Source organism: Amorphus orientalis, from assembly GCF_030814015.1.
GTDB lineage: Bacteria > Pseudomonadota > Alphaproteobacteria > Rhizobiales > Amorphaceae > Amorphus > Amorphus orientalis.
This window is the reverse complement of sequence record NZ_JAUSUL010000001.1, coordinates 535,961-559,548: the sequence shown is the minus strand read 5'-3', so window position 1 is coordinate 559,548 and position 23,588 is coordinate 535,961. Positions and strand designations below refer to the sequence as shown.

Genomic DNA, 23,588 nt, shown 5'->3' with positions numbered 1-23,588 from the left:
GCCCAAGCTTGGATTGTGTCATGCGCTCGAGCCTTCGCAGCCTGTCGGGCCTTTTCCTCGTCTGCGCGGTGCTCGGGTCGTGGTCCGTCGCCGCACTCGCCCAGGGCAGTTCGCCGGTAACCCAGGCGCCCGACCAGGTGCCCCAGGTCCTCTCGCCGCTCAACCAGTCCGAGCCATCGGGCCAGGCCGACCAGGCGGCGGAGACCGGGGACGCCGGGAACGGCACGACGACGCCGGCCACGCCCCATCCCGGCACCCAGGGCGGCGAGCCGGTCGCTCCCGCAAATGTCGATCCGGCCGACCAGGCCCTGGTCGACAGCTGGCGCACGCAGCTCGACCAGATCGGCTCGAGCCTTAACAACAGCAATCTCAGCGACGAGGCGCTCGTCGACCTGCGCCGGACAGCAGCCACCCTGCGCGACCAGATCACCCCGCTGATAGACAGGCTGCAGCCGCGGGCGAACGCCCTGCAGGCGCGGCTGGACGAACTCAACCTGCCGGCGGAGCAGAGCGCCCTGGAGCCGGAGACGCTGCGCAACGAACGCGAAGCCCAGACCCGTCTCCTGGTCGCTCTCGAGGCGATCCTGAAGCAGGCCTATGCGACGCGGCTGCGCGCGGACGAACTGATTGCGACGATCGAGGACCGCCGCCGCCAGCAGTTCGCCGAACGCATCGGCGAACGGCGCCGCAGCATGCTGGACCTCACGCTCTGGCAGGACATCATCGTCGAGACCCCACGCGCGCTGACGAGCCTGAGATATCTGTTCGAAGACTGGAAAGGCCTGGTTCAGGCCCGCAGCGGCTGGCAGCTGGCACTGGCGTCGACCGGCCTTCTGATCTTCGCCATCGTCCTTGCCTGGCCGGTGCGCCGCTACCTCTACCGGATCACCAACCGGGATCCCACGCTGACCAGCGTCTCCAAGCTGTCCATGGCCACCCATGCGGCCGCGATCGCCTCGGTCAATTTCGGCGTCGTGGTGGCCGTGATGCTCGCCCTGTTCGCGATGCTGGAAGGCTTCCAGATGTCGGCCCAGCGCATCGACCAGATGCTGCTTGCCGCGCTTCAGTCGCTTGCGTTGTTCGCGGCGATCCGGGGATTGGCGGTGGCGATCGTGGCCCCGAACCGGCCGGCATGGCGCTTCCTGCCGGTGGCGGATTCGTTCGCCGAGAAGATCATGCACTGGGTGATCCTCTACGGCAGCGTGTTCACGCTCGGCCATTTCATGGTCGCGATGTCCAACGTGCTGGCGCTGCCGCTGCCGGTGGTGCAGGGCGTGCAGGGTCTGTTCGCGGTGCTCACGGCAGCCGCGTCGATGGGCACGCTCCATGCCATCGCGCGCGGTCTGAACCACGATTCCGAAAGCCCGGACGGCGGGTCGATCGCGGTCTGGCGCTGGCTGCTTCCGCCGGCCTGGCTGACGGCGATCGTAGCGCTCCTCGCGCCGTTCGGCGGATACCTGACACTCGGCTGGTTCCTGGTCGGCCAGGTGGTCTGGATCGCGCTCGTCCTCAGCATCCTCTATCTCGCACTGGTCCTCGTTGACGAATTCCTGACGGCGGCATTCCGGCCGGGCACGGCAATCGGCGGCGTCCTGCTGCGCAACCTGCGGCTCAGGCCGGCAACAATCGAGCAGATCGGCGCGATCCTGTCGGGCATCGGCCGCCTCCTGATGATCGCCACCGCGGGGGCACTGCTGCTGACCCCGTTCGGCGTGACGGGCGCCGACCTGATCGGAACCTTCCGGCGCTCCGTCACCGGGCTCAGCATCGGCTCCGTCACCATCTCGCCGGCGGCGATCGTCACGGCGCTCCTGGTGTTCGCGATCGGAATGGTCGCCACCCGCGCCCTGCAGCGATGGCTCGACACGCGCTTCCTGCCGCACACCCGCATGGATGTCGGCCTGAAGACCTCCGTGCGCACGGGTCTCGGCTATCTCGGCGTGATCATGGCCGGCGTGATCGCCTTCTCGGTTGCCGGCTTCAACCTGCAGAACGTCGCGATCATCGCCGGTGCGCTTTCCGTCGGTGTCGGTTTCGGCCTGCAGTCCATCGTCAACAACTTCGTCTCCGGCCTGATCCTTCTGGCCGAACGCCCGATCAAGGCCGGCGACTGGATCGTCGTCGGCGCCGAACAGGGCTACGTGAAGCGCATCAACGTGCGCTCGACCGAGATCGAGACCTTCGACCGGTCGACGGTGATCGTCCCGAACTCCGACCTGATCTCCGGCGTCGTGAAGAACTGGATGCACACCGACACGTCGGGGCGCGTCATCATCGACGTCCGGGTGCCGTTCGATTCCGATCCCGACAAGGTCCACGACCTGCTGCTGGAGGTGGCCGAGACCCATCCGAATGTGCTGGCCTACCCGGAGGCCAAGGTTTACCTGTCCAATTTCGGCGAGTCCGCGCTGGAGTTCCAGATCTTCTGCTATCTCGGCAACGTGGACTACATGCTGAGCGCCAAGTCGGAACTGAGGATGGCCGCCTTCCGCACGCTCAGGGAAAACGGCATCGAGATCCCCTACACAAGGCGGGATCTGCACATACTCGATCTGGAGACGCTGAAGCACCTCATGAAGCCCGAGGACGCCGACGCGGAGGAGGACGAGCCGCCGCGTCAATCGCGCCCGCGCAAGCGCCGCCGCAAGCCGCGCCAGACGCCGCCCGACAGCAGCCAGCCGGCCGAGCCGCTGGACCTGCCCGACGGGGACGGAGATGGCGGCGGCGACGCCGTGTAGCTCAAGACAGCGCAAGCCCGGAGAAAGCCAGGGACGCTTTGATGCGGCCATCCGCACAATCGGGCCGGGATGGTTTTCATGCGCGCATCGACGAAGATCCATAGGGCCGCGCGTCGCGCCGTCGCCGGTGCCGCGATCGCGCTGACGATAGCCGCGACCCCGGCGCTTGCCTGGCCCACCACCGCACCCGCCGATACCGGCGCATCGGCCTCGACAGGACCTGACATCCTGCTGGTCGGCGACGCCTGGGGCGCCCGGCCGGGTCCGGCCTATGGTCCGCCCCGGCCCGGACACCGTCCCCCCGGACCGCCGCCGCCGAACTGGCGGCCGGACCGTCCGGGCTGGTCGATGTACGACAAGCGCGGCGCGGCCGACTGGGGTGCGGCGGTCGCCGCCGGCGCCGTCGGGCTCGATGCGATCGACAACTGGTCGATGCAGAATTCCGGACCGCCGCCCGGCTACTACGATCAGTTGCCCTCATCCTATTCGTCTGAGCCGGACCCGAACGAACTCGGCCCGTCCCACCCCTGGCAGCAGCCCGGCGCGGACGCGATCGGCCCGCCGTCGCCGACGCAGCAGGTGCCCGAACAGAGCGGCTGCTACACCTCCGGCCCGCAGCTCATCTGCCCGAACTACTGACCCGCACCGCCGATCGGCCCACCCGCCCGGTCCGCACGCGCACGTCGCGCGATTTCCGTTCCGGCGCGCCCGCGATTCGGATAATGCTGGCGTCCATCCGATCGGGGACGGCCCGCGCCGCCTCGCTCGCGCCTTCGGGAAGGATCCTCGCATGAATTTCGGCCGCGCCTGCCGTCTTCTGATCGCCGCCACCGGCGTCGCCCTTCTGGCGGCCTGCGCGCAGCCGCCCGAAAAGCCGGCCTTCTATCGCGACCTGGGCACGTCGACCGCCCAGGTGGACGCCGCCTCGGCGCTCGGGCTGATCAACAGCTACCGCACCAACAACGGCCTGGCGCCGCTGACCCTCGATCCGGCCCTCAGCGCGATCGCCCAGGACCAGGCCGACCTTCTGGCCGAGCGCGATAGCATCCAGCTGTCCCTCGCCGGCGAGCGGGCGATCGACGCCCGGCTGAAGGCGGCCGGCTACAGCGCCGCCTCGTCGGTGGAAAGTGTCAGCGCCGGCTACCGGACGGTCGCCGAAGCCTTCTCCGGCTGGCGCGAACTCAAGTCCCACAACGCCAACATGCTGAACCCCGAGGCGACCCGGTTCGGCATCGCCACCGCCTATGCGCCGGCCAGCAAGTACAAGGTCTTCTGGGCGGCGATCTTCGCCGGCCCGCCGGCCGCGCAGCAATAGGCTCGAGATCGCCGATTGCACGCGGAGGACGGACTTTCCATAGTGGATGCCGTGCCATCCGCCTTGTGTCCGATGCCTCCGGGGGCAGAGTCCTGAGAGCCGGATCGCGGGCGAACGACAACAAGAAGAGCGTGCCCGTGACCCTTCTCCCGAACGCGCCGGACTATGACACGCTGGTAGCCCGCTTCCGGTGGCAGGTGCCTGAGGCCTACAACATCGCGGAGGACGTCTGCGACCAGTGGGCGGCCTCCGAGCCCGACCGGACCGCCCTGATCGAGGTCGGCGCCGACGGGTCGCAGCGCAAGGTGTCCTATCTCACCCTGATGCGGCTTTCGAACCGGCTGGCGAACGGTCTCGCCGCCAGCGGCGTGGGAGCGGGCGACCGGGTGGCGGTGTTTCTGCCTCAGGGCCTTGAGGTCGCCGTCAGCCACATCGCCATTTACAAGCTCGGTGCGATCGCGCTGCCGCTGGCCAACGTCTTCGGGCCGGAGGCTATCTCCTTCCGGCTGGCGAACGCCGGCGTCCGGGCAATCGTCACCGACGGCTTCGGGGCGGCGAAGGTCGAGACCATTCGGGAGGGACTGCCGGATCTGGCGCTGGTGATCTCCACCGACGGTGCCGGGCCGGGCAACGCCATCGACTTTGCCGCACTCGTGGATCAGGCCTCGGACCGGTTCGCGACCGCCGGGACCTCGGCCGACGATCCGGCCATGATGATCTACACCTCCGGCACCACCGGTCCGCCGAAGGGCGCCCTGCACGGCCACCGCGTCCTGCTCGGCCACATCCCGGGCGTGCAGATGCACCACGATTTCCTGCCCCGGCCCGGCGACCGTCTGTGGACGCCGGCCGACTGGGCGTGGGCCGGTGGCCTGCTCAACGTGCTGCTGCCCGCCCTGAAGCTCGGCGTTCCCGTGATCGCGCGGCGGTTCGACCGGTTCGATCCCGACGAGGCGTGGCGGCTGATGGTGGATGCGGAGATCCGCAACGCCTTCATTCCGCCGACGGCCCTGCGCATGCTGAAGGCCGGCTCCAGGCCGCCGGAGGCGCTCAATCTCAGGTCCGTCGGGTCCGGCGGCGAGGCCCTCGGCCAGAGCACCTTCGACTGGGGTCACGAGGCCCTCGGGCTCACCATCAACGAGTTCTACGGCCAGACCGAATGCAATCTCGTTCTGTCGTCCTGCGCAGCACTCGGGATCAATCGGGCCGGCGCGATCGGACGGGCCGTTCCCGGCCACCGGGTCGCCATCGTCGACGACGACGGGACCGAACTTCCCCCAGGCAGCCAGGGGACCATCGCGGTTCAGGCGCCGGATCCGGTGATGTTCCTCTCCTACTGGGGCAGTCCCGAGGCAACCCGCGACAAGTTCCGCGGCGACTGGCTGCTCACCGGCGACCAGGGCGTGATGGACAAAGACGGCTATGTCCGCTTCGTCGGCCGCGACGACGACGTGATCACCTCATCGGGCTACCGGATCGGACCGGGCGAGATCGAGGACTGCCTGATCGGCCATCCCGCCGTGTCGCTTGCCGCCGTGGTCGGCAAGCCGGACCCGGTCCGCACGGAGATCGTGAAGGCCTTCGTCCAGCTCCGACCGGGCATGACCGCCGACGAGACGCTCGTCACCGACATCCAGACCTTCGTGCGCGAGCGGCTGTCGGCGCACGAATATCCCCGCGAGATCGAATTCGTCGACGAGATGCCCCTGACCACCACGGGCAAGGTCATCCGCCGCGCCTTCCGCGATCGGGTCCGGTCTCCCGGCACCGATGACGGCGGCGGCGACGGCTGAGCGCGGCGCGCACGGACCCGATGATCCGCATCGCCACTTTCAACATGGAATCCTTCGGCGGCGACCGGCCGGGCCGCGACGCCACCCTGGAGCGCATCCCGGTCCTGAGGGCGCGCCTGACGTCGCTGGACGCCGACATTTACTGCCTGCAGGAGGTGAACGCTCAGCGCGAGCCGGGAGCGGAGAGCCGGGACCTGTCGGACCTGGACGCCCTTGTCGCCGGCACGCCCCTTGCCGATTTCCACCATGCCGCGGCCGGACCCGGCGACGGGCTCGCCGACCGGCACAATCTGGTCATCCTCTCCCGTCACCCGATCGACCAGTCGGCGACCCTGATGCACGATCGCGTCCCACCGTGGAGGCTGGAGCTGCCGATGCAGGCCGGGCCCGCCGAGGTGCGGTTCGACCGGCCGGTCCTGAAGGCGCGGATCGCACTGCCCTCCGGCCGGCCCCTCCATGTCTTCAACGCCCATCTGCGCGCGCCGCTCGCCGCCCCGATCGAAGGCGAGAAGCTGTCGGCGCACACCTGGCGGACGGCCGGCGGATGGGCTGCCGGGCTCTCCCTCGCCGCTCTCAAGCGAATGGGTCAGGCACTGGAACTCCGGCTCGCGGTCGACGCGATACTGGACGCCGATCCGGACGCGCTGGTCGCGGTCGCCGGCGATCTCAACGCCGAGACGACCGAAACGCCGCTGCGCATGCTCATGGCCCTGCCGGAGGATACGGAGACCGACGCCCTCGCGGCCCGGGCCCTTAAGCCCGTTGCCGACCGGATCGATCCCGACCAGCGCTTCAGCGCCTCGCATCTGGGCCGCCGGCACCTGCCGGATCATATCCTGACGAGCGAAGCGCTTGCCGCGCGCCTGATCGACGTGCGGATCGACAACGAGGCCGTGCTCGACGACGCGTCCGTACCGGCCGCGTTCCGGGGCTCGCTGCACGCGCCCCTATCGGCCCGGTTCGACCTCTGACGTCGGAATGGCGGTGGTCTCCGCGTCCGGGATCTCGGCATCTTCCGGCGGACGGCCGCCCCAGCGCGAGATCACCGAGCGATGACGGTCGACCACCCGTGGCACCGTCAGCTCGGCAGGGGTGGCGAACAGGCCCACTCGGGCGGCGGACAGTCCACTTCGGGGCGTGGCGCTCGCATAGATCACCAGCGGCGCCAGCACCATCGGGACCCCGACCGGCAGCAGCCACGGCAGAAGCTCCGGGGTCGCCACGCCGGCGACCGTGAGGGTCAGGATGCCGATCGCCGACATCCACCAGCTTCCGCTCCAGGCCTCGCCCAGCGAGACCCCTTCGTCGCGGGCGGAGACCGGCCAGCCGCCGTCGGCGCCCGTCACGATCTGAAGCACCGCCCGGCTCTGGAAGAGGAGCATGATCGGCGCCATGACGCTGGACCACAGCACCTCCACGATCGTCGACCAGGCGACCGAAGCCGTCCCGGAAAACCCCCGGTCGGAGGCCTGGCCGGACGCGCGCGCCAGGATCAGCAGCCGCGGCAGGATCAGAAGGGCCGCGACCGTGGCCAGCAGCATCAGCGCCTTGGACGTGTCGACATGGGGGAACCGGGGAAACAGCATTCCCTGCTCGGGAAAGTAGACCGGGCCGGTGGCGAAGAAGGGCGCCATGATGCTGGTCACCAGGAAGGCGAGCCAGAGCGGCGAAGCCAGATAGGCCATGATGCCCTGAAGCAGGAAGTAGCGGCTCCAGAGCGGCAGGCCCGGCGCGATCAGAAGCCGGATGTGCTGCAGGTTGCCCTGGCACCAGCGCCGGTCGCGCTTGGCGAACGCCATCAGGTCGTCGGGCGCCTCCTCGTAGGAGCCCTCCAGATCGGTGTCGAGGCGCAGCTTCCAGCCGCCGCGCGACAGAAGCACGGCTTCCACGTAGTCGTGGCTCAGAATGTCGCCGCCGAACGGCGGCTTGCCCGACAGGCGCGGAAGCCCGCAGCAGGCGGCGAACGCCTCGGTGCGGATGATGGCGTTGTGGCCCCAGAACGCGCCGGTTCCGCCCTGCACCGCCGCGAGACCGCGCGAAAAGGCCGGCGCGAAGAACCACGAGGCGAACTGCATGGACCGGCCGAACAGCGATTTGGCGTTGATGACCTTCGGCAGGGTCTGGATCAGTCCGACGTCGGGCGCTGCCTCCATGCGGCGCGCCAGCTCGACCATCGTCTCGCCTTCCACGAGACTGTCGGCATCGAGGACCAGAAGAAAATCGTAAGCTGCGCCCGATCGGCGCACGAAGTCGGCGATGTTGCCCGCCTTGCGCCCGTGATTGACCGGCCGGCGGCGATAGAACATGCGCCCTTTGCCGCGCCGCTCCTCCACCAGGCGCAGGAAGTAGGCTTCCTCTTCCGCGGCGATGTCGTCGTTGCGCGTGTCCGACAGGACGACGAAATCGAACACGTCCTCCGCCCCCGTCGTCACCAGGCTCTCGTCCATGGCGGAGATCCGGGAAAACGTCGCGAACGGGTCCTCGTTGTAGATCGGCACCAGAACCGCCGTGCGCTTGGTCGGCAGACCCGGCAGCGTCGGGGCTTTCGGGGCTCCCGCAAACAGACCGCTGAAGGCGAGCGACGCCCCCCACGCGATGCCGAACGACGTCACCGCCAGAAGCGCGACCCGGATCAGATCGAGCACTTCCAGATCATCGGAGGCGACATAGTCGAAGAACAGCGAAGCCGCGAGGAAGGTCAGGAGCAGGCTCGCCGCGAGCGTGAGGAGGCGGTAGTAATAGACCATTCACAGGATTTCCGTAGGCGCAGGTCAGCGCCGGGCCAGGACGGCCTGCGGCATCGCCGGCGTCATTGCGGTCACCACGCTGCGCCCGAACCAGGACGCCTCCAGCACCTGCTGCGGCATGGACATCGGCGCGTGAGCGGGCGCGAACGCGTCGATGCTCGCAGCACCCCGGTGGGAGTGCTCGGCCGGTTTCAGATCAGTCGCGTCGGTTCTCATCACCACGCCTCCATTGATAGAGCCAGGTTTCGGTCAGTGGGCGGTCTGCAACAGTCAAACGAACGGCCATCTCGACAGGTCGTTCCCCTTCCGGACGAATATCGATGGCAAAACGCCAGAGACCGTCCTCGACGCGGGCGAGCGACGACGTCACCACCTCGCCGCCGCCCACATAGGTGGCCGGGGTGACGGGCGCGTCGGGCCGCAATCCGCGGAGCATGCCGCCGGAAAAATCCACCACGAACTTCCGGATGCTGTCGTCCCGGCTGCCGGACGTGCCGCCGATGCCGGTTCGCGTCGAGACGGCCAGCGCCAGCGTGCTCTCTTCCGAACCCGCGTCTCCCCAGACCATCCGGTAGGCATATTCGGGCGATGCGCCGGCCTGGATCGGGTCGGCCGGCGTCCAGAACGCCACGATGTTGTCCATGTGATCGGCGTCGGCGGGAATTTCAACGAGCTGCACGTGGCCTTTCTCGAAGCCGTGCCGGGGTTCGACCCGCAGCGACGGCCGCTTGTCGTAGCGCGCTTCCGCATCCTCGTAGTCGGCGAACGCCCTGTGACGCTGGTTCAGCGCAAAGGAGACCGGATTCTCCTCGCCGAAGAAGGAGTTCGCCAGGACGCGCGGATTGTTCAGATGGCGCCAGATCTCGTCGCCATTGTTGCGGACGATCCGCAGCCCCTCGCTGTCGTGCACCCGGGCCCGGTAGTCGTCGAACGTGGCCCGGTTGTTCTCGCCATAAAGGAACATGGACGTCATCGGTGCCACGCCGAGCCGCTGCACGTCGTTGCGGAAGAACAGGCGCGCCGTCACGTCGGTGATCGTGTCGCGGCCGGGCGTGACGGTGAAGGCGTAGGCACCGGTCACGCTCTCGCTGTCGAGGGCCGCATAGATGCGGATCTGGCGGGACTGCGGGGTCGGCCGCTCGATGTAGAATTCGGTAAAGCGCGGAAACTCCTCCTCCCGCGAGGAGGCGGTGTCGATGGCAAGCCCGCGGGCGCTGATACCGTAGACGTTGCCATAGCCCACGGCGCGGAAATAGCTCGCCCCCTGGAACGCGATCACCTCGTCGAACACGTCGGCGCGGTTGAGCGGAAAATGCACCCGGAAGCCCGCCACGCCCGGCAGTTCGGTGTTCCGGAACGTCTCGGCGTCGAGCGGCGGCCGGTACTCGAAATCCTCCGTCGAGAACGTCAGTTCGCGCGCCTCGCCGTCGACCACCTCGAACAGCCGCACCGGTTCGTTGAACAGCCAGCCCGTATGGAACGCCTGGAGCCGGAACGGCAGGTCCGTTCCTTCCCAGATAGCCCGGTCCGGACGAAACGCCACCTGCTTGTAGGCTTCGTAGTCGAGCTGCCGGATGTGATCGGGAACGCTTGACGACGGCGGCGTGTAGGCTTCCGCGGCGCGCGCCTTCATCCGCTCGGTCAGTGCGTCGAAGGAAAACGCGTTTGAATTGGGATCGGCTGAAGGCTCCGCCGCCGTGTCCTGGGCACGGGCGGATCCGATCAGGGCGCTGGACGCAATTGCCCCTGACAGTCCACCGATCACCGATCGACGCGTGATCATCATTCCTCCGGATACCTTGTCTCGGGGCAAGCGCGTGTGCGCTGCGGAAAACGGGCGGCGTTACCAGCCAGGTGCTACTGAAACAGCTTCGCCGCGATCTCGTTCCCTTCTCCGGTCACATGATTGTCAGCGCCATCGTGACCTTCTTATGGCCGGGTTATGCCATTCGCATGGCAGCGTTTTTTCCGAGGCGAAGGAGCAGGCGACGTGTGACGGGGCAGGAGGCGATCGGCGGCAGGCGCGGATCGATCTTATAGATGCGCTGCAGCAAAACAGAAGCCACCTGCGGCGGTGGGCCACCACCACAGCGGGCGGTCCTGCGACCGCCGGATCAGGTGCCACCGCCGGCGCGCGAACAGCGCACCGGGGCAGCGGGTCGCGCGGGTCAGCCCGCGAAGTCGAACGGCAGGTACTGGTACATCCAGGTCTCCGTCAGAACCTGATCGCCGAGCTTCAGGTAGCAGCGCAGCTCGACGGGATCGCTTCCCGACGCCTCCAGATCGAACACGGCGCGCCAGCGGTCGGTCCCCACCACCTTCACCACGTAGCTGCCTGAGACCTCGCCCCGCGAGGCGTCGACGACCGCATCGATGTCGAACCGCTGTTCCATGCCGTCGAGCGGGCCGCCGGTGAAGTCGATCGCGAATTTCTTTCCGTCGGAGCGTTCCTGCCCGGGCACGCCGGCCCGGCCGATCCGCGTGGCCACCACGTGGGCGACCGGCTCCGGCGGATACGGCTCTTTTGAGACCCAGTGCAGCCGGTAGGCGAAATGAAGCGCATCGCCGGACCGCACCGGCTGTGCCGGTTTCCAGTAGGCGGCGATGTTGTCGTAGATCTCGTCGTCGGTCGGGATCTCGACCAGTTGGACCTCGCCCTCGCCCCAGTCGGAAAGCGGTTCGACCCAGAGGCCGGGGCGCTTGTCGTAGAACGCCCCGTCGTCCTCGTAGTGGCCGAAGACGCGGTCGCGCTGCAGAAGTCCGAAGCCTTTCGGGTCGGCATCGGTGAACGTGCTGGTGCGGACCACTTTCGGATTGTTCAGCGGCCGCCAGATCCGCTCGCCGCTTCCGGTCCACAGCGCCAGCCCGTCGCTGTCGTGGACTTCCGGCCGCCAGTCGGTCGCCTGATGGCGGTTGGCCTCGGAGTACCAGAACATGCTGGTCAGCGGCGCGACGCCGAGCCGCTCGACGTCCTTGCGCACATAGAGATAGGCATCGACGTCCATCAGGATCGCATCGGGCGTGGAGACCTTGAACCGGTAGGCCCCGGTGACGCTCTCGCTTTCCAGAAGCGCGTCGATGACGAACGGCTCCCCCTCCGCCCCGGCATGCAGCCAGAAGGCGGAGAAGCGGGGAAACTCCTCCGGCCGGGAAAGTCCCGTATCGATCGCGAGCCCCCGCGCCGACAGTCCGTACTGGCCCTCCGGGCCGGACGAGCGGAAGTAGCTGGAGCCGAGGAAGGCGAGGAAATCGGTCCGGCCGTCCGGGTTCATCAGCCGGAAGCCGGCATAGCCCAGATCGTCGGGCAGCTTCGCCTCCAGGTCCGGGTCGTCGTAGCCGAAGGCGTCGTGGTGGTAGGCGATCTCGCGCTCGCGGTCGCCCTCGACCAGATAGAGCCGGACCGGGGTCTTGAAGTAGCGGCCGAGATGAAACAGCCGGACCGGGTCCGGCGTCTCCTCGACCGTCATCGACGGCTTGAACGTGATCGTCTGGTAGGCGTCGAAGTCGACCGTCTCCAGAAGCTCCGAATGGGGCACGGGCGGGGCGACGTAGGGCGAGGAAGCCAGCCTGCGCGCCCGCGTCCTGAGCGCGTCGAAGCTGTAGGGCTGGGCCGCCTCCATAGGCAGCCCACCCTGCGCCCGCGCCGCCGTCGCCAGCGCCGGCAGTCCGAGCGCCGCCAAAAGGCTCGCGGCCCCGGTCAGCATCTGCCGCCGATCCATCCGCAGTCCGTCCGTCCGATCCATCATGCGCGCCCTCAACGTCCATTGAACCTGAACACGTCCCGTTCGCTCGAACCGAGTGGGACGAGCGCTAGGCCAACACAACAATTGCGGTGAAATTCTGCGCGGACCGCTCAGGAATGGCGGGAACGGATCCGGAGGCTGTCTTGTACAAGCGTCCAAACTCCATGGACCGGCGGCCGAAACCACGCTAGGTTTCAACGGCGACATTCCTGCGCGTCCGTGAGCACTTTGGTGTCCCGTCCCGATACAAGAACCGCCATTCTGGAAGCCGCCGAGGACCTGTTCGCCGAGCGCGGATTCGGGTCGGCGCCCCTGCGCGAGATCGCCCGCTCCGCCGGCGTCAACGTCGGCAGCGTCACCTATCATTTCGGCGACAAGCTCGGCCTCCTGGAGGCGATCTACTCCGCCCACACGACGCCCATGAACGCCCGCCGTCTGGAGCTGATCGGCGAGGCCATGCGCATTCGCGACGACGACCAGCGGCTGATGGCGGTCCTGCGCGCCTACGTCCTGCCGGCCTTCGTCGCCTCCCACGACGACGCCGGCGGCGGAGCGCGCTTCACCCGGGTCCGGGCCGTGCTGTCGGCCGAAGGCAATCCGGAGGCCCGCCAGATCATCGCCCGCGCCTTCGACGCCACCACCCGTGCCTTCATCGACGCGGTCGCCGGCTGCCTGCCCGGCGCCGACCGCGATGCCATCGTCTGGCGCAGCCAGTTCCTGCTCGGCTCGCTCTACTACACCCTGATCAATCCCGAGCGGATCACCCGGCTGTCCGACGGACGAACCGACGGCGCCGACCATCAGCGCGCCATCGACGAACTCGTCGCAACAAGCTTCGCAAGCCTCAGGGCGCTGACCGAACCGAACGCGGGGCACACCGCGGCACGGACGTCGCTTCAGTCCGCGTGATCCGATCGCCGGCCGAGCCGGAGGACCGACGCGCGACGCACGGTTTTCGGAACCGCCGGCACCGATCCGGTGATCCGACAGAGAGCCGGACAACAGGCTCCGCAGATCCGGACCGGTTCCCCGGGCGCAGTCGCGCCGGGACCCGCAACCGGCCGAACGTCAAAAACAGAGGGAGGACGATACATGAAGCACGTCAATCTGAGCATCGCGCTGGCAACGGGCGCCTGCGTCGCCGCTTTCACGGCCGCGCCGGCCTTTGCCGAAACCCTGAAACTCGCCCATTTCGTGCCGCCGGCCCACGTGGTCACCGGATCGGTCGTCGAGCCGCTGGTCGAAGGCGTCTCCGCCGACACCAACGGCGAACTGACGATCCAGGTCTATCCCGGCGGCGAGCTGGGGGCCGGCCCGATGGAGCAGTATGTGCGCGCGCTCCAGGGCGTCGCCGACATCACCTGGGGCCTGCCGGGCTACACTTCGTCCCAGTTCCCCAAATCCATGATCGTGGAGATGCCGAACGCGATCCCCGACGGCATGACCGGTTACGACATGCTGTGGAACGCCTATGACGCGGGCCATCTCGACAGCGAGTTCCCGGGCACCAGGCCGCTGGCGATCTGGGCCTCGGAACCGAGCGTGTTCATCATGAAGGATCACGAGATCCGCTCGCCGGAAGATCTTCAGGGGCTGAAGGTGCGGGTGTCTGGCTCGGTTCCGGGCGCCATGATAACCGCCCTTGGCGGAACTCCGGTGCAGATGCCGGCCGGCGAGATCTACAACGCGCTGCAGACCGGGCTGATCGACGGCGTCGTCACCGGCATGAGTGCGGTGGCCGACTTCAAGCTCGACGAGGTGGCGAACTCCTACACCGTCGGCGCGCCGCTCGGGCACATCATGTTCTATCTGGTGATGAACCAGGGCGCCTACGACGCCCTGCCGGAAGACCAGAAGGCGGCCATCGACAACAACAGCGGCCGTGGCCTCTCCCGGAGCGGCGAGGAAGGCTGGAACGCCCGCGCCCGGGAGACGCTGGAAAAGGTCTCCGCCGACCCGGACAACACCGTCATCCGGCTGAGCGAGGAGGAGATCGCGCCCTTCGACACCGTCGCGACGGAGACCCGCGATCGGCTGATCCAGGAGATGGGCGGCGAGGACGTCTACGCCGCGATGAAGGGCGGGAACTGACCGGGGCCTTGTCCGCATGACCCTTCTCAGAAAGGCCGTGGACGGGCTGATCGACCTGTCCACGGCGATCGGAGCGGCCGCACTCATCCTCGTCGCCCTGAACATCCTGATCGACGTGGTCGGCCGTTATTTCGGCGCGCCGCTGGCCGGCGCCCAGGACATCTCGCAGATGCTGATGGTGCTGATCGTGTTCGGCGGCATGGCCGTGTGCGACCGCAACGGCGGGCACGTCTCCATGGACGTGTTCGAGCACTGGTTTCCCGATCGCATGAACGCCTGGCTGGACGTGCTGTCGGCGCTGGTGGGCGCGGCGATCTTCGCCGGCATCGCCTGGACGGTCTACGAATCCTCGAAGATCTCGCTGATGCTCAATCTCGCCACCAACATCATCTCCCTGCCGAAAGCCTGGTTCCAGTGGGCGCTGTCGGCGTTCGCCGCACTCACGTCGCTCTCCATGCTCCTCAAGGCGATCCGTCTCGCCCTCGCCCCGGCCGGACGCGCCGGTGAGCACACCGAGGAGATCCTATGAGCTCGGCTCTGATCGGCGGTCTGGGCCTTGCCGGCCTGATCGTCCTGCTCGTCCTCCGGGTGCCGGTGGCCTTCGCCATGTTCGCGGTCGGCTTCGTGGGCGTGTCGGTGCTCGGCAGTGTCGATTCCGCGCTGAGCCTGCTCGCCAGCGAGACCTTCACCCTCTCCTCCAGCGCGGAGCTGGTGGTGATTCCGCTGTTCATCCTGATGGGCAACATCGCCACCGTCACCGGCCTCAGCCGCAAGCTCTACGACGCGGCCTACGCCATCGTCGGCCAGGTGCGCGGCGGCCTCGCCTCCGCCACCGTGGTCGGATGCGGCGGCTTCGCCGCGCTGTGCGGATCGTCCGTGGCCTCGGCGCTGACCATGGGCAAGGTGTCGCTGGCCGAGATGGAGCGGTTCCGCTACGACCCCCGGCTTTCCACCGGATCGGTCGCCGCCGGCGGGACGCTCGGCATCCTGATCCCGCCCTCGACGGGCTTCGTCGTCTACGCGATCCTGACCCAGCAATCGATCGGGCGCCTGTTCCTGGCCGGCGTCCTGCCGGGGATCCTGCTGGCGCTCCTCTTCATCCTTTTGATCACCGTGATCTCCACCCTGCGGCCGGACCTCGGACCCGTCGGCCCGCGCACCAGCCTGCGCGAAAAGGCGCGCGCGCTCGTCGCCGCGCTGCCGATCATCCTGATCATCCTGATGACCATCGGCGGGATCTATGGCGGGATCTTCTCGCCGGTGGAGGCGGCCGCCGTCGGTGCCGCCCTGGTCATCCTCACCGGACTGATCACCCGCAGGCTGTCGCTCGCCGACTTCTGGACCGCGGTCCGCGATTCCGTGATGACGACCGCCACCGTGATGCTGATCCTGATCTCCGCGCACCTTCTGAACCCGTTCCTGGCGCTCAGCCATATTCCGCAGATGGTCGGAGGCTTCCTCACCGGCCTCGACATTGGCCCCTACGGCATCCTTGCGCTGATCCTCGCCTGCTACATCGTGCTCGGCTGTTTCCTGGAAGGCTTCGCCATGCTGGTGCTGACGATGCCGATCTTCTTTCCGGTCATCACCGGGCTCGGCTTCGACCCGATCTGGTTCGGGGTGCTGGTGGTGCTCAGCCTGGAGATGGGCCTGATCAGTCCGCCGGTGGGCGTAAACTGCTTCATCGTGAAGTCGGTCGCTCCCAGCGTTCCGCTGCGCACCGTCTTCATCGGCATCCTGCCGTTCTGGGCGATGATGCTGGTCGCCCTGGTGCTTCTTGTGATGTTCCCCGAGATCGCGCTCATTCTGCCGGATTCCATGATCGGCTAGAGCCGATTTCAGAGATGTCCCGCGCGGCCTTGCCCGGCCTTTGGACAGCCGAGGCGGATGATTTGTACACTCGTACAAAATGCATGGACAGACGACCGAAGCCGCGTTAGGAGTCGGGTGACTGGCGATCCGCACCCCTGTCGAAGAGCACTTTGGTGTCCCGTCCCGATACAAGAACCGCCATTCTGGAAGCCGCCGAGGACCTGTTCGCCGAGCGCGGATTCGGGTCGGCGCCCCTGCGCGAGATCGCCCGCTCCGCCGGCGTCAACGTCGGCAGCGTCACCTATCATTTCGGCGACAAGCTCGGCCTCCTGGAGGCGATCTACTCCGCCCATACGACGCCCATGAACGCCCGCCGTCTGGAGCTGATCGGCGAGGCCATGCGCATTCGCGACGACGACCAGCGGCTGATGGCGGTGCTGCGCGCCTACGTCCTGCCGGCCTTCGTCGCCTCCCACGACGACGCCGGCGGCGGAGCGCGCTTCACCCGGGTCCGGGCCGTGCTGTCGGCCGAAGGCAATCCGGAGGCCCGCCAGATCATCGCACGCGCCTTCGACGCCACCACCCGCGCCTTCATCGATGCGGTGGCCGACTGCCTGCCCGGCGCCGACCGCGACGCCATCGTCTGGCGCAGCCAGTTCCTGCTCGGTTCGCTCTACTACACCCTGATCAACCCGGAGCGGATCACCCGGCTTTCCGACGGACGCACCGACGGCGCGGACCACCAGCGCGCCATCGACGAACTCGTCGCAACAAGCTTCGCAAGCCTCAGGGCGCTGGACCGGCGGGACGCTGGTGCGGCCCCTGTTGCTGAGTCTGCCTAGAGCCTTTTCCGCTCGGACGGAAACGTCGGGGCGCCAGGAAATGGCTCCAGGTTCAATAGCTTGAGCATGGCCGTATCGTTCAAACCGGTTCGGTTTGAACGGGCCATGCTGAGTTCCCGATCAACCTGGTTCTACAAGGGAGGAAACCACGTGAAACTCACCCACGCACTCACGGCCCTCGCCCTCGGATCGGCGCTCGTCGCGTCGCCCGCCGTGGCGCAGGAGCGCATCGCCATCGGCACCGGCGGCACCGGCGGCCTGTTCTACGTCATCGGCGCCGGCATGGCCGATGTGCTCAACAAGCACATGGACAACACCACGGCGCGCGCCGAGGTGACCGGTGCCTCGATCGAGAACATCCGTCGCGTCTCTGCCGAGCAGATGGATTTCGGCTTCTCTTCGTCCTCCACCCTCTACGAGGCGAAGAACGGTGAAGGCGCATTCGACGGCGATCCCCAGCCCGTCGCCGCGATGGCCTACCTCTACCCGGCCGTCCTGCAGATCGCGACGACCGCTGACACCGGCATCCAGTCGATCGAGGACCTCGAGGGCAAGTCGGTCAACCTGGGCCCGCCAGGCTCGAACTCCGCCGTCCTCGCCCGGCGCCTCCTGGAGGCCTACGGCGTCTTCGATCCGTCGACCGCCCAGTTCCTGTCCTACACCGAAGGCACGAACGCGCTCATGAACGGCTCGGTCCAGGCCACCGCCGCTCTTGCCGGCGCGCCCACGGCGGCCCTCATCGACCTGGACGCCCAGGAGGACATGGTGCTCCTGTCGGTCGACGCGGAGAAGGTGAAGGGGATGCTCGAGGAGTACCCGTTCTACCAGCTCTACGACATCCCGGCCGGCACCTATCCCGACCAGACCGAAGCGGTCACCGTGATCAACGATCCGGCCACGCTCTTCACCAAGGCCGACGCCGACGAAGAGCGGATCTACGTGATCACCGAGACGCTGTTCGGCAATCTCGGCGAACTCGGCGAGATCCATCCCAAGGCGAAGGAGATCTCGCTCGACACGGCGACCAACACGCCGATCGACCTGCATCCGGGCGCCAAGCGCTACTTCGACGAAGCGAAGTGACGGGCGGAGCCTGACCAAGATGCCTTTCGGTCTCGAACAGTTGCGCCTGCAGGCGCCGGACACACGCTCGGCACCGGAGACGGCCGTCGTCTCCGGGCTCTTCGTGGCGCTCGCCATCGGGGCGACGGCGCTGGTGATCAACGGAGCCTATTTCGGCCTGATCACCGCGCTGATCCTGCGCTCGGCGTTCTTCTCGCTGGTGTCGTCGGCAGGGCTTCTGTTCGTGGGCCTGAGGGCCAGAAACAGCGGCGTGCGGTGGGCGTGCTATGCGCTCGCCGCCGTCGCCCTCGTGCCGGGTGTCCATCTCTGGCAGTCCTATATCGACATCGTCATGCGCGGCGCCATGGCGACCGAGCCGGACCTGTGGATCTTCGTCGGGCTCATGGCCGTCGTGCTCGTGCTGGTGCGCATGGCGCTTGGCTGGGCGCTGGTCATCCTCGTCGTCGCTGCGCTGGCCTACGCCTGGTTCGGCGACCTCATTCCCGGCAAGTACGGCCACGGCGGCTACGATCTCCGCCGCCTCACCTCGACGCTTATGCTCTCCACCGAAGGCATCTACGGCCTGCCGATGGGGGTGGCGGTCGAGTACATCTTCCTGTTCGCGCTCCTCGGCACCCTGCTCATGCGCATCGGCACCGGCTCGGTGTTCGTCGACCTGGCGCGCGGGCTGACCGGACGCGTGCAGGGCGGACCCGGGCTTTCGGCCGCGCTCTCCAGCTCGCTCCTGGGCACCATCAACGGCAGCGCGGTGGCCAACGTCGTCACCACCGGCACGTTCACGATCCCGCTGATGAAGCGCGTCGGCTACACCCCCAACCTCGCCGGCGCGATCGAGGCCGCGGCGTCCTCGGCGGGCCAGATCCTGCCGCCGGTGATGGGCGCCGCCGCCTTCCTGATGGCCGAAATCCTGGGTGTCCCCTACCAGCAGATCGCACTGGCGGCCCTCGTGCCCGGGCTGCTCTACGTGGCCGCGCTCCTGGTCGCCGTTCGACTCGAGGCGGGACGGCTCGACCTCGCCCGCGACACCACCGCCGGCCTGGCGCTTCTGCGCGAAACCGTTCTGAAACGCGGCTACCTGCTGGTGCCGCTGATCGCCCTGATCGTCTTCCTGGTGCTCGGCTACACGCCGACCCAGGCCGCCGTCATCTGCATCGTGTTCGGCCTGCTGATTTCGCCGTGGCGGAAGTCCACGCGCATCGGCCCGGTCGGCCTCGCCATGGTGTGCCGCGACACCCTCGTGGCCACGCTGCCGATCGTCGCCGCCGTGGCGGCCGCCGGCGCGGTGATCGGCGTGCTCAACCTCACCGGCCTCGGGCTCATGCTGTCGAGCCTCATCGTCGAGACCGGCGGCCAGCAGTTGTGGGCGATCCTGCTCCTGACGGCGCTTGCCTCCTTCGTTCTGGGCATGGGCCTGCCGACCTCGGCAGCCTATCTGCTGCTCGCGGTGCTGGTCGCGCCGGCGCTGACGAAGCTCGGCCTCCCGCCGATCGTGGCCCACATGTTCATCTTCTATTACGGCCTCGTCTCCGCCATCACGCCGCCCGTGGCGCTTGCGGCCTACGCGGCCGCCTCGATCTCCGGCGGCGATGCCAACAAGACGGCGATGGAATCGGTGCGGCTCGGCTTCGTGAAGCTCTTGGTGCCGTTCCTGTTCGTCACCATGCCGGGGCTCCTGATGCTCGGCTCCGGTCTTCAGATCGCGCTGTCGATCGTCTTCGCCGGCATCGGCGTCGTCGGTCTGACCATCTCCTTCGCCGGCTGGCTCGGCCGGTCCATGTCCGTCGTGGAGCGCCTCGCCATGGCGGCCGGCTGCCTGCTCGTGCTGTGGCCCACCGACGTTGCCGCCTTCGATCCGGTCACCCTCGGCGCCCGCGCGGTCGGTCTCCTCGTCGTCGGCTTCACAATCTGGCGGCCGCTTGCCGACCGCCGCCCTGTCCCCGCAACCGAAGAAGCAGGTACCAAGGCCTGATGTCGTCGACCTATCTGCCGTTCCATCCGTCCCCGAAGAGCCCGGACATCACCCTGCCGGCCGGCGCCTGCGACGCCCATTGCCACGTGTTCGGCCCCGCCGCCGCGTTCCCCTTCGCGCCCGAGCGCACCTACACGCCCGTCGACGCGCCGAAGGAGAAGCTGTTCGAGCTGCACCGGCATCTGGGCATCGAGCGGTCGGTGATCGTGCAGGCGAGCTGCCACGGCACCGACAACGCGGCCATGCTCGACGCCATCGCCCACGGCAACGGCAACTATCGCGGCATCGCCATGGTGAAGCCCGACATCAGCGAGGACGAGCTGCGCGCGCTCGACGCCGGCGGCGTCCGGGGCGTGCGCTTCAACTTCGTCAGCCATCTCGGCAAGGACGCCGACATCGACGCCGTCCGGACCACGATCGAGAAGATCATCCCCTTCGGCTGGCACGCGGTCGTGCATTTCGAGGCGAACCGGCTGGAGACGCTGGCGCCGGTGCTGAAGCAGCTTCCGCTCACGATGGTGATCGACCATATGGGCCGACCGGACGCGAGCCTCGGCACCGACCAGCCGGCCTTCCGGATGCTGCTCGATCTGATGGAGGACGAGCGCTTCTGGGTGAAGGTCTGTGGCTCCGAACGCATTTCCCGCGCCGGCCCGCCCTTTACCGACGCCGTCCCCTTCGGCCGCATGCTGGTCGAGCGCTTCCCCGACAGGGTGCTGTGGGGAACCGACTGGCCGCACCCGAACATCAAGAAGCACATGCCCGACGACGGCCATCTGGTCGACCTGCTCCAGATGATCGCGCCGGACGATGCCCATTTGAAGCGGCTGCTTGTCGACAATCCCACGCGCCTTTATTGGCCGGAGAGTCTTTGAGCAGAAACCGAATCCAAGCCAATCGGGGAATCACGGCATGAGCGAACCCTGTTTCGACGTCGCCCATCTCGGCCACGTGGAGATGCTGACCGACAAGCCGGAGGAGACCCTCGACTTCTTCGTCAACGTCTACGGCCTGACCGAAAGCGGCCGCGATGACACGTCAATCTATCTCCGTGCCTGGGACGACTACGAGTTCCACACCCTGAAGCTCACCGCCTCCGACACCACCGGTCTCGGCCACGTGGCCTATCGCGCCTCGTCCCAGGCCGCCCTGGAGCGCCGGGTCGCGGTGATCGAATCCATGGGGTGCGGCATCGGCTGGGTCGACGGCGATCTGGGCCACGGCCGCGCCTACCGGTTCAAGAGCCCGGACGGACACGTCTTCGAGCTCTACTACGACACGAAGCGCTACGAGGCGCCGGAGGGCGAGAAGCCGGCGCTGAAGAACATCGCCCAGCGCTATCACGGCCGCGGCGTCGCCGTGCGCCGGCTCGACCATCTGAACCTCCTGGCCGCCGACGTCTCCGCCATCCGCGACTTCATGGTCCAGGCGCTCGGCAGCCGGGTGACGGAGATGATCCAGCTCAACAACGGCCGCATCGGCGGCTGCTGGTTCACCGTCAACAACAAGGGCTACGACGTCGCCTTCACCGAGGAGCACGCGAACGCCCACGCCCGGTTCCATCACGTGACCTACGCCGTGGACCAGCGCGAGGACGTGCTCAGGGCCGCCGACATCTTCCTGGAGCACGGCGTGTTCATCGAGACCGGACCGCACAAGCACGCGATCCAGGGCACCTTCTTCCTCTATGTCTACGAGCCGGCCGGCAACCGGGTCGAGGTCGCCAACGCCGGCGCGCGGCTGATCCTCGCCCCCGACTGGGAGCCGGTCGTGTGGACGGAAGAGGAGCGCAAGAAGGGCCAGGCCTGGGGCCTCAAGACCATCGAGAGCTTCCACACCCACGGTACGCCGCCGATCGGCGAGACCATCATCGAGTAGCGAAGACCGCAACCGGACGGGATCCCATGAAGATCGCATTCATCGGCTTCGGCGAGGCGGCTCGGGCCTTCCGCGAAAGCCTCGCCGAGACGGACCCGGCGCTCGTCTTCTCCGCCTACGACATCCTGTTTTCCTCCGAAGGGACGGCTGGTGTCACCGCGGAGACCGCGCGGACCGCGGGTGTCGAGGTGGCTTCAGGCCCCGCCGAGGCGGTCGCCGACGCCGACTGGGTGATCTCCGCGGTCACCGCCAGCTCCAGCCTGGACGCGGCCCGGTCCGTCGCCGATGCGCTAAAGGCCGGCCAGGTGTTTGTCGACATCAACTCCGTCTCGCCCGCCCGCAAGCAGGCGACGGCGGAACTCGTCGCCGGCAACGGCGCCGTCTATGTCGACATGGCGGTGATGGCGCCGGTCCATCCCCGCCGTCACCGCACGCCGGTGCTTGTGGCCGGCAGCCTCCCCGATCCGCTCGTCGACGCGATCCGGCGTCTCGACTTCGCCTTCGAGATCGTCGGCGAGGACGTCGGATCCGCCACAGCGATCAAGATGGTCCGCAGCCAGTTCGTGAAGGGGCTGGAGGCGATCACGGTGGAGACGCTTCTGGCCGCCGCCGCTTCGGGCTGCTTCGACCGGGTGCTGAGCTCGCTGTCGGCCTCCTATCCCGGCCTCGACCTGAAGACGCTGGCCCCCTACCAGTTCGAGCGCACCCTGAAGCACGGCGTCCGGCGGGCGGCGGAAATGCGCGAGAGCGCAACGACCGTCAACGAACTCGGTCTCGAAGGCGCGCTCGGCGAGGCCATTGCCGACATCCAGCAGCGCATGGGCGACCTTCCCGCCACCGACGTCGATGCCGACGATCTCGAGGCCAGCCTGAAGCGCCTCCTGGACGAGATCCGGCGCTAGTTTTTGGCCGGCCAGGCGCGGGCGGCGACGGCCGCGCCTGCGGCGGCGAGCGGCACCCAGCCCTGCCATGTCCCCATGGTCAGAAGCGTCGCCGCACTCGCCAGGCACCAGGCCACCGGCACGACCATCGCCAGCGCGACCAGACGCGACCGCGGCCAGAGACACAGCACACCCAGCGTGAAGACCGCCGTTGCGTCCGGCGCGATCCCGACCACTTCGGCGCCGGCGATCGGCCGGCCGGAGAGCGGCGCGAACAGCGGATAGAGAGCGAGACCGCCGACAGCCAGCGCGGCTCCGGCGGTGGAGGCGATCCGCCCCGACCCGTCTCCGCGGCCCGACCCACCCGCGAACCCGAGCCCCAGGAGCAGAAGCGCCTCGACCAGGAAGGCCGGCACCGCATAGGACGCCGCCCAGTTGACCGGCACATAGCGTACCCAGAGGAACTGCCAGGCTGACAGCGCCCACCCCACCGACAGCAGCGCGCCGACGAACGCGAACGCCCCCGGTCGGCCGCGCATCCCGAGCCAGACGATCACAGACCCGAGAACCAGCGCGATCAGCGGAAGCGGGAAGAGCGCCGCGTTGGCCAGCTCGAAAAGGCGCCAGTAGACCGACGGCGAAAACAGCAGGAAGTCCTGTGGCCGGTAGGTCCACCAGGGTCCCATCAGGTCATGA

Annotated in this window: 20 protein-coding genes; 15 read left to right on the top strand and 5 right to left on the bottom strand. The window is 68.0% G+C overall.

What is annotated here, in order from left to right:
- Positions 1-20: 20 nt before the first annotated feature.
- From J2S73_RS02500 to J2S73_RS02480, 5 genes are all read left to right on the top strand, one after another.
- Positions 21-2,738 carry a DUF3772 domain-containing protein gene (locus J2S73_RS02500; protein ID WP_306883840.1) on the top strand — a complete coding sequence of 906 codons (2,718 nt, stop codon included), beginning with the start codon at positions 21-23 and terminating at the stop codon, positions 2,736-2,738.
- A gap of 78 nt (positions 2,739-2,816) precedes the next feature.
- Positions 2,817-3,377 (top strand): hypothetical protein, encoded by a 561-nt coding sequence (locus J2S73_RS02495; protein ID WP_306883839.1) that lies wholly within the window; start codon positions 2,817-2,819, stop codon positions 3,375-3,377.
- Between the two features lie 151 nt (positions 3,378-3,528).
- Entirely contained in the window at positions 3,529-4,053 is a 525-nt protein-coding gene (locus tag J2S73_RS02490; RefSeq protein ID WP_306883838.1) for a CAP domain-containing protein, read from the top strand.
- A gap of 137 nt (positions 4,054-4,190) precedes the next feature.
- Positions 4,191-5,846, top strand: a complete 1,656-nt coding sequence (locus J2S73_RS02485; protein ID WP_306883837.1) for an AMP-binding protein — start codon at positions 4,191-4,193, stop codon at positions 5,844-5,846.
- Between the two features lie 20 nt (positions 5,847-5,866).
- Entirely contained in the window at positions 5,867-6,817 is a 951-nt protein-coding gene (locus tag J2S73_RS02480) for an endonuclease/exonuclease/phosphatase family protein (RefSeq protein ID WP_306883836.1), read from the top strand.
- Here J2S73_RS02480 and mdoH read toward each other — a convergent pair.
- From mdoH to J2S73_RS02460, 4 genes are all read right to left on the bottom strand, one after another.
- Positions 6,794-8,593: a glucans biosynthesis glucosyltransferase MdoH gene (gene mdoH / locus J2S73_RS02475; protein ID WP_306883835.1), complete on the bottom strand. Its 1,800-nt coding sequence runs from the start codon at positions 8,591-8,593 to the stop codon at positions 6,794-6,796. The genes J2S73_RS02480 and mdoH overlap by 24 nt on opposite strands.
- 24 nt (positions 8,594-8,617) lie before the next feature.
- The gene (locus tag J2S73_RS02470; RefSeq protein WP_306883834.1) at positions 8,618-8,809 is read right to left on the bottom strand and encodes a hypothetical protein; all 192 of its coding nucleotides are present in this window, start codon (positions 8,807-8,809) and stop codon (positions 8,618-8,620) included.
- On the bottom strand, positions 8,790-10,376 hold the full coding sequence (locus J2S73_RS02465) for an OpgD/OpgG family glucan biosynthesis protein (protein WP_306883833.1): 1,587 nt from the start codon (positions 10,374-10,376) through the stop codon (positions 8,790-8,792). The genes J2S73_RS02470 and J2S73_RS02465 overlap by 20 nt, the downstream gene beginning before the upstream one ends.
- A gap of 385 nt (positions 10,377-10,761) precedes the next feature.
- Positions 10,762-12,339, bottom strand: coding sequence for an OpgD/OpgG family glucan biosynthesis protein (locus tag J2S73_RS02460; RefSeq protein ID WP_306883832.1), 1,578 nt, complete (start codon positions 12,337-12,339; stop codon positions 10,762-10,764).
- 228 nt (positions 12,340-12,567) lie between these two features.
- Between J2S73_RS02460 and J2S73_RS02455 the strand changes: the two genes are divergently transcribed.
- The 10 genes from J2S73_RS02455 (at position 12,568) to J2S73_RS02410 (ending at position 22,913) form a co-directional block, all read left to right on the top strand.
- A complete protein-coding gene (locus J2S73_RS02455; protein WP_306883831.1) occupies positions 12,568-13,245 on the top strand; it encodes a TetR/AcrR family transcriptional regulator in 678 nt (225 codons plus the stop codon).
- 183 nt (positions 13,246-13,428) lie between these two features.
- A complete protein-coding gene (locus J2S73_RS02450) occupies positions 13,429-14,427 on the top strand; it encodes a TRAP transporter substrate-binding protein (RefSeq protein WP_306883830.1) in 999 nt (332 codons plus the stop codon).
- Between the two features lie 16 nt (positions 14,428-14,443).
- On the top strand, positions 14,444-14,956 hold the full coding sequence (locus J2S73_RS02445; protein ID WP_306883829.1) for a TRAP transporter small permease: 513 nt from the start codon (positions 14,444-14,446) through the stop codon (positions 14,954-14,956).
- Positions 14,953-16,257: a TRAP transporter large permease gene (locus J2S73_RS02440; RefSeq protein ID WP_306883828.1), complete on the top strand. Its 1,305-nt coding sequence runs from the start codon at positions 14,953-14,955 to the stop codon at positions 16,255-16,257. Before J2S73_RS02445 ends, J2S73_RS02440 begins: the two co-directional genes overlap by 4 nt.
- 155 nt (positions 16,258-16,412) lie before the next feature.
- Complete coding sequence (locus tag J2S73_RS02435) at positions 16,413-17,081, top strand: TetR/AcrR family transcriptional regulator (RefSeq protein WP_306883827.1); 669 nt, start codon at positions 16,413-16,415, stop codon at positions 17,079-17,081.
- Between the two features lie 150 nt (positions 17,082-17,231).
- Positions 17,232-18,164 (top strand): TAXI family TRAP transporter solute-binding subunit, encoded by a 933-nt coding sequence (locus tag J2S73_RS02430; RefSeq protein WP_306883826.1) that lies wholly within the window; start codon positions 17,232-17,234, stop codon positions 18,162-18,164.
- Positions 18,165-18,183: 19 nt separating this feature from the next.
- Positions 18,184-20,133 carry a TRAP transporter permease gene (locus J2S73_RS02425; protein ID WP_306883825.1) on the top strand — a complete coding sequence of 650 codons (1,950 nt, stop codon included), beginning with the start codon at positions 18,184-18,186 and terminating at the stop codon, positions 20,131-20,133.
- Positions 20,133-21,008 carry an amidohydrolase family protein gene (locus J2S73_RS02420; protein WP_306883824.1) on the top strand — a complete coding sequence of 292 codons (876 nt, stop codon included), beginning with the start codon at positions 20,133-20,135 and terminating at the stop codon, positions 21,006-21,008. The genes J2S73_RS02425 and J2S73_RS02420 overlap by 1 nt, the downstream gene beginning before the upstream one ends.
- Before the next feature lie 37 nt (positions 21,009-21,045).
- Complete coding sequence (locus J2S73_RS02415; RefSeq protein WP_306883823.1) at positions 21,046-22,011, top strand: catechol 2,3-dioxygenase; 966 nt, start codon at positions 21,046-21,048, stop codon at positions 22,009-22,011.
- Positions 22,012-22,037: 26 nt separating this feature from the next.
- Positions 22,038-22,913 carry an NAD(P)-dependent oxidoreductase gene (locus J2S73_RS02410; RefSeq protein ID WP_306883822.1) on the top strand — a complete coding sequence of 292 codons (876 nt, stop codon included), beginning with the start codon at positions 22,038-22,040 and terminating at the stop codon, positions 22,911-22,913.
- On the opposite strand, the gene J2S73_RS02405 is transcribed toward J2S73_RS02410, so the two are convergent.
- Positions 22,910-23,578, bottom strand: coding sequence for a DUF6064 family protein (locus J2S73_RS02405; RefSeq protein WP_306883821.1), 669 nt, complete (start codon positions 23,576-23,578; stop codon positions 22,910-22,912). The genes J2S73_RS02410 and J2S73_RS02405 overlap by 4 nt on opposite strands.
- Positions 23,579-23,588: the final 10 nt, after the last annotated feature.

Coding starts and splice junctions, on each gene's coding strand:
- J2S73_RS02500 (WP_306883840.1), top strand. CDS start 21: ATGCGCTCGAGCCTTCGCAGCCTGTCGGGCCTTTTCCTCGTCTGCGCG.
- J2S73_RS02495 (WP_306883839.1), top strand. CDS start 2,817: ATGCGCGCATCGACGAAGATCCATAGGGCCGCGCGTCGCGCCGTCGCC.
- J2S73_RS02490 (WP_306883838.1), top strand. CDS start 3,529: ATGAATTTCGGCCGCGCCTGCCGTCTTCTGATCGCCGCCACCGGCGTC.
- J2S73_RS02480 (WP_306883836.1), top strand. CDS start 5,867: ATGATCCGCATCGCCACTTTCAACATGGAATCCTTCGGCGGCGACCGG.
- mdoH (WP_306883835.1), bottom strand. CDS start 8,593: ATGGTCTATTACTACCGCCTCCTCACGCTCGCGGCGAGCCTGCTCCTG.
- J2S73_RS02470 (WP_306883834.1), bottom strand. CDS start 8,809: ATGAGAACCGACGCGACTGATCTGAAACCGGCCGAGCACTCCCACCGG.
- J2S73_RS02465 (WP_306883833.1), bottom strand. CDS start 10,376: ATGATCACGCGTCGATCGGTGATCGGTGGACTGTCAGGGGCAATTGCG.
- J2S73_RS02460 (WP_306883832.1), bottom strand. CDS start 12,339: ATGATGGATCGGACGGACGGACTGCGGATGGATCGGCGGCAGATGCTG.
- J2S73_RS02450 (WP_306883830.1), top strand. CDS start 13,429: ATGAAGCACGTCAATCTGAGCATCGCGCTGGCAACGGGCGCCTGCGTC.
- J2S73_RS02445 (WP_306883829.1), top strand. CDS start 14,444: ATGACCCTTCTCAGAAAGGCCGTGGACGGGCTGATCGACCTGTCCACG.
- J2S73_RS02440 (WP_306883828.1), top strand. CDS start 14,953: ATGAGCTCGGCTCTGATCGGCGGTCTGGGCCTTGCCGGCCTGATCGTC.
- J2S73_RS02425 (WP_306883825.1), top strand. CDS start 18,184: ATGCCTTTCGGTCTCGAACAGTTGCGCCTGCAGGCGCCGGACACACGC.
- J2S73_RS02420 (WP_306883824.1), top strand. CDS start 20,133: ATGTCGTCGACCTATCTGCCGTTCCATCCGTCCCCGAAGAGCCCGGAC.
- J2S73_RS02415 (WP_306883823.1), top strand. CDS start 21,046: ATGAGCGAACCCTGTTTCGACGTCGCCCATCTCGGCCACGTGGAGATG.
- J2S73_RS02410 (WP_306883822.1), top strand. CDS start 22,038: ATGAAGATCGCATTCATCGGCTTCGGCGAGGCGGCTCGGGCCTTCCGC.
- J2S73_RS02405 (WP_306883821.1), bottom strand. CDS start 23,578: ATGGGACCCTGGTGGACCTACCGGCCACAGGACTTCCTGCTGTTTTCG.